Source organism: Kribbella sp., assembly GCF_035687465.1.
Taxonomy (GTDB): Bacteria; Actinomycetota; Actinomycetes; order Propionibacteriales; family Kribbellaceae; genus Kribbella.
This window is the reverse complement of sequence record NZ_DASRXP010000732.1, coordinates 1-5,605: the sequence shown is the minus strand read 5'-3', so window position 1 is coordinate 5,605 and position 5,605 is coordinate 1. Positions and strand designations below refer to the sequence as shown.

5 protein-coding genes are annotated in these 5,605 nt (G+C 68.0%); 4 read left to right on the top strand and 1 reads right to left on the bottom strand.

The window, feature by feature from the left end:
* From VFG33_RS39760 to helR, 3 genes are all read left to right on the top strand, one after another.
* On the top strand, nucleotides 1–674 hold a 674-nt coding region (locus VFG33_RS39760; RefSeq protein WP_325058218.1), incomplete at its 5' end, for a PepSY domain-containing protein.
* Nucleotides 675–826: 152 nt separating this feature from the next.
* On the top strand, nucleotides 827–2,038 hold the full coding sequence (locus VFG33_RS39755; protein WP_325058217.1) for a glycosyltransferase: 1,212 nt from the start codon (nucleotides 827–829) through the stop codon (nucleotides 2,036–2,038).
* Nucleotides 2,025–4,208, top strand: coding sequence for an RNA polymerase recycling motor ATPase HelR (helR, locus tag VFG33_RS39750; protein WP_325058216.1), 2,184 nt, complete (start codon nucleotides 2,025–2,027; stop codon nucleotides 4,206–4,208). Before VFG33_RS39755 ends, helR begins: the two co-directional genes overlap by 14 nt.
* Here helR and VFG33_RS39745 read toward each other — a convergent pair whose 3' ends face one another.
* A complete protein-coding gene (locus VFG33_RS39745; RefSeq protein WP_325058215.1) occupies nucleotides 4,209–5,081 on the bottom strand; it encodes a sigma-70 family RNA polymerase sigma factor in 873 nt (290 codons plus the stop codon). It lies immediately after the preceding gene.
* A gap of 80 nt (nucleotides 5,082–5,161) precedes the next feature.
* Here VFG33_RS39745 and VFG33_RS39740 point away from each other — a divergent pair, with 80 nt between their 5' ends.
* Nucleotides 5,162–5,542, top strand: coding sequence for a DoxX family protein (locus VFG33_RS39740; RefSeq protein WP_325058214.1), 381 nt, complete (start codon nucleotides 5,162–5,164; stop codon nucleotides 5,540–5,542).
* The last annotated feature ends 63 nt before the right edge of the window (nucleotides 5,543–5,605 follow it).

Genomic DNA, 5,605 nt, shown 5'->3' with positions numbered 1-5,605 from the left:
TCGCGGGAGCCGGGGTTGGCGTCGGCTACGCCACGTCCAACTCGACAGCTGCGAATCCACCGGCGGCGGCGCAACCCGCACCCGGTGGTGGACCCCTTAGCGGTGGGGAGGCGGGCGACGGGGCGTCGAACGCCCGGTCCGGCCCGGCCGAAGGTGGATCGGCGGGCACGGTCGACAGCGTGAGCTCGTCCGGCTTCACGTTCACGACCTCCGCAGGTCAGAAGGTGACCGTCGCCACGGGGTTCTCGACGAAATACCTGGACGGAACGACCACCACCACCGCGAGTGCCATCACCAACGGCACCAACGTTCTCGTGCTCGGTTCGACCGACGGAACGACCATCACCGCCTCGCAGGTTCTCGTCCAGGCGGATGACGGCGGCGGTACTGCGGCGTCGACCGCGGCCGGCGTGGTCCCCTTCCAGCGCGGCGCCCCGAGCGCGGCCAAGGCGGACGGTCAGGTTCCGACGGACTACACCGAGGGTGAGGGGACGATCGTCAGCGGGACAACCGCGGACCAGGCCACGGAAGCCGCCCTGGCTGCCTACCCCGGCGGCGTGGTCGACCGTGTCGTGCAGCTGAGCAACGGCGAGTACGAGGTCCACTACGTCGGCGTCAACTGGCCCCACCACATCTTCGTGGACCAGTCCTTCAAGGTCGTCGGCGCGAACTAGCCGGCAGTCACCCGGACAACAAAAAAGGGAAAGGAGTGACGACTCCTTTCCACTCCTAACTTATAGCGCACCTGGGGGCTTGCCGCAAGCCCCCATTTGTGCCGGAGAATCATCGGCCGTAGCTGGAATCGATGAAACGGGGAGTCGCGAAAATGCGCGTGTTGTTGTCGACGTACGGGTCACGCGGGGACGTCGAACCAGTGGCGGCGTTGGCGGTGCAGTTGCGGGAACTCGGCGCGGAGGTACGGGTGTGCGCGCCGCCGGACGAGGAGTTCGCGGAACTCCTGGCCGGAGTCGGCGTACCGATGGTGCCGGTCGGCCAGTCGGCACGGAAGCTGACCAAAGCGGCGCCGGCGCCGGCATCCCTGCCCCAGCGAGCGGCCGAGTTGATCGCCAGCCAGTTCGACGCGGTCACCGCGGCGGCCGAGGGATGTGACGCGCTGGTGGTGACCGGCGTCCTACCGGCTGCGGCCGGAGCTCGGTCGGTGGGCGAGAAACTGGGGATCCGCTCAGTGTCCGTGACCTTCCAGCAGCTCACCCTGCCCTCGCCGTACCACGCGCCGCTGGCGTATCCGGGCCGGCCGTTCCCGCCGGACGTGACGGAGAACCGGGTGTTGTGGGACTTGGATGCCCAGAGCATCGATGCGCTGTTCGGTGAGGCGCTCAACACCAATCGGGCCTCGATCGGTCTGCCGCCGGTGGAGCACGTTCGCGACTACGTCCTCGGCGACCGGCCGTGGCTGGCGTCGGACCCGATCCTGGACCCGTGGAAGGAGCCGGCCGACCTTGACGTAGTACAGACCGGCGCGTGGATCCTGCCCGACGTACGCCCGCTGCCGGACGACCTCGAAGCGTTCCTGGACGCCGGCACACCACCGGTGTTCGTGGGCTTCGGCAGCATGCCGCTGCACAGATCGACGGACACCGCCCGGGTGGCGATCGAGGCGGTCCGAGCGCAGGGCCGCCGGGCAGTCGTCAGGCGCGGCTGGGCCGACCTGTCGCTGATCGACGACCGGGATGACTGCTTCGTCGTCGGCGAGATCAACCAGCAGGCACTGTTCGGCCGGGTGGCCGCCGTCGTGCACCACGGCGGCGCGGGCACCACGACGACGGCCGCCCGGGCCGGAGCGCCTCAGGTAGTGGTGCCCCAGGCAACGGACCAGCCCTACTGGGCCGGCCGGGTGGCCGAGCTGGGCATCGGCGTCGCGCACGACGGTCCGACTCCGACCTTCGAGTCGCTGTCGGTCGCGCTGAAGACAGCCCTAACCCCGGACACCGCAGTACGGGCGACCGCTGTGGCCCGCGAGATCCGAACCGACGGCGCAGCCGTTGCTGCGAGGCTGCTGCTTGATGGGAGCTGCTGAAGTGAACCCGCAGACCACCAGTGCATTCGATCTCCCAGAGAACCTTGCCCCCAAGGCCGACGCGACGCTGATCGCTGGCGACGAGAAGCACTTCGCGGCGATCGCGGAGAGCCTCGAGCAGTCGATCGCCGACCTGTCCGCTCGTCTCGACGAGGCCCGCAAAGCGCCGGGCGGTGAGGGCCAGGAGGCGCTGGATCGGGACCTGGAGATCCATCGGCTGACCACTCGGCTGCGCACCCTGCGCCGCTTTGGTTTGGATCTGTGCCTGGGACAGATGGTCAGCGCGGATGACTCCGAGCCCGTGTACGTCGGACGCCTCGGCCTGACGGACAGCACGGGTCGCCGGCTGCTGATCGACTGGCGCTCGCCGGCAGCTGAGCCGTTCTTCGGAGCGACCCATGCGAACCCGATGGGGCTGGTGAGCCGCCGCCGGTATCGCTGGACCCGCGGCCGGATCAGCGACTACTGGGACGAGGTGTTCACCTCGGAAGGGTTCGAGGGACACGCCGCCGCGCTCGATGACCAGTCCGCCTTCATCGCCAGCCTGGGCAGCAACCGGTCGGACCGGATGCGCGACGTACTCGGCACCATTCAGGCCGACCAGGACGCCATCATCCGCGCGGGATCACGCGGTGCTCTCATCGTCGACGGCGGTCCGGGTACAGGAAAGACAGTCGTCGCGCTGCACCGTACGGCGTACCTCCTGTACTCCGATCCGCGCCTCGGCCACCACCGCGGCGGCGTACTGTTCGTCGGCCCGCACCAGCCCTACCTGGCCTACGTATCCGACGTCCTCCCCAGCCTCGGCGAGGAAGGCGTGCAAACCTGCACCCTGCGAGACCTCCTCCCCGAGGGCACTACGGCGGCGGTCGAAACCGACCCGGACGTCGCCCGCCTGAAGTCGACCGCGGACATAGTGAAGGCGATCGAGCCGGCCGTCAGGCTGTACGAAGAGCCGCCAACCAAGCCGATGACGGTCGAGACGCACTGGTCCGACATCTGGCTCAGCGCCGCCGATTGGTCCGAGGCTTTCGGATCAGCAGACCCCAGTACTCCGCACAACGAGGTGCGCGATCAGGTCTGGGAAGAGCTGCTCACAATCCTGCTGGACAAGCACGAAGAGGCGTACGAAGACGACGACCTCTCGCTTGATCTGGTCCGCAGATCCCTTGAGCAGAACGAGGTACTGGTCGATACCTTCAACCGAGCGTGGCCGCTGATCGAACCGACTGACCTCGTCGGCGACCTCTGGTCGGTGCCCGCCTACCTACGGATGTGCGCTCCCTGGCTCAGCCCTGATGAGGTCAAGAAGCTGCAGCGTGCGGATCCGCAGGCCTGGACGGTGTCGGACCTGCCGCTGCTGGACGCGGCTCGGCAGCGACTCGGTGACCCGGAGGCGTCCCGTCGGAAGCGTCGGCAGAAGGCCGCTGCTGCGGTCGAGCGCGAACGCATGGCCGATGTCATCGACCACATCATCGAGGCCGACGACGACAACGAGGGCTGGGTGCCGATGCTGCGCGGGCACGACATCCAGGAGAGCCTGGTAGACGTGACCGCGCTCCCCACTGCGGACCCGGATCTGCTCGCCGGCCCGTTCGCCCACATCGTCGTGGACGAGGCTCAGGAACTGACCGACGCGGAGTGGCAGATGTTGCTGCTCCGCTGCCCCTCCCGGAGCTTCACCATCGTCGGGGATCGCGCCCAGGCCAGGCACGGCTTCACGGAGTCGTGGCAGGAACGGCTCGAGCGGGTCGGCCTCGACCGGAGCACCCTTGCCTCGCTGAGCATCAACTACCGGACGCCGGAAGAGGTCATGGCGGAAGCCGAGCCGGTCATCCGGGCCGCGCTCCCGGACGCCAACGTGCCGACCTCCATCCGCAGCAGCGGCGTACCGGTCGTGCATGGCGTTGCCTCAGAGCTGGACTCCATCCTCGACACGTGGCTTGCCGAACACGCCGACGGCATCGCCTGCGTCATCAGCGCCGACGACTCCTTCCGTACGACGTCTCGCGTCCGCTCGCTGACCCCGGAACTCTCGAAGGGACTCGAGTTCGACCTGGTCGTCCTCATCGACCCGGAGTCGTTCGGCACCGGAATCGAAGGAGCGGTCGATCACTACGTCGCGATGACCCGAGCGACCCAGCAACTCGTCGTCCTCACCAGTTCCTGACTAGTCGGGCCGACCCGGGATGTCCATCGCCGCGAGGCGTTCCGGGTCGGTCACCGAGACCATCTCGACGATCCGTCCGTCGACCACGGTGCAAGCCATCACGCTCATCGGCTCGCCGTTCGTGGCCCACCCCACGAGCCCTGGTTCGCCATTGACGAGGGCCGGGCGCGCGGTTGCCTTCGAGTGAACCCCGCGCGCGGCCTTGGCCGCCACCTCGGTGGCCCCCAGCCTGACGATCACGCCACGCTGGGTATGGGTGCGCCAGACCACGTCCGGGTCGAGCACCCGCAGCAGCCCTTCGAAGTCGCCGCTCCGGGCTGCCGTGAGAAAGGCGTCGACCACCGCACGGTGCTGCTGCCGCTGATCCTGCGGGCGATCCGTGCCCTGTACCTTCCGACGGGCTCGGCTCGCAGCCATCTTGGCAGCGTCGGCGGACCTGCCGATGATCTGACCGATCTCCTCGAACGACACTGCGAACATGTCGTGCAGCACGAAGGCCAGCCGCTCGGCGGGCTTGAGGGTATCGAGCACCACGAGCAGGGCCAGCCCGACGGATTCGGCGAGTAGCGCGTCGTCCTCGGGCGCTGCGTCGTCGTACTCGGTCACCACCAGCTCCGGCAGTCGCTCGTCGTGTGGCGACTCGGGATTGGCCTTGCGCGAGCGCAGTACGTCGATGCACACCCGGCCCACCACAGTGGTCAGCCAGCCGGCGAGGTTGTCGATCGAGGCAGCATCCTGCCGCGCAAGCCGCAGCCACGCTTCCTGTACTGCGTCCTCGGCGTCCGGCCGCGATCCAAGCATCCGGTAGGCCACCGCCACCAGTCGCCCGCGCTGCTCCTCGAACGCTTCGGCCACGGCTTCAGATCCGCTCACGTTGTTACCTCCCACAGACGAGTCCCGTCAGGAGTGATGACGGGCCCGGAAGGGCCGAGGTAACCGATCGGGAGAAATCCATGAATCTTGCTCTGTGGATCGTCGCCGGCCTGCTCGCCGCAATCTTCGCCTTTGCGGGTGCTAACAAGCTGTTCATCCCCCAGAAGAAACTGGCCAAGGCCCCCGGCGGCGGCTGGGTCAACGACTTCAGCCCCGGCTTCCTCAAGACCCTCGGAGCAGTCGAGATCCTCGGCGCCATCGGCCTGATCCTACCCGCGGCCCTGGACATCACCCCGATCCTGGTCCCCCTGGCAGCCGTCGGCCTGGCCACAATCATGGTCGCCGCCGCGATCGTCACCACCCGCCGCCAAGAGCCCAAACACGCCCTCCTGAACGTCACCTACCTAGCCCTGGCCGCCTTCGTAGCCATCGCCCGCTTCGGTCCCGAATCCTTCAGCTAACCCACAAGGTCTCTGATCATCCGCCCTCGAAGGGTGATCTTCGGCCGCGGGTCATATTTGCGG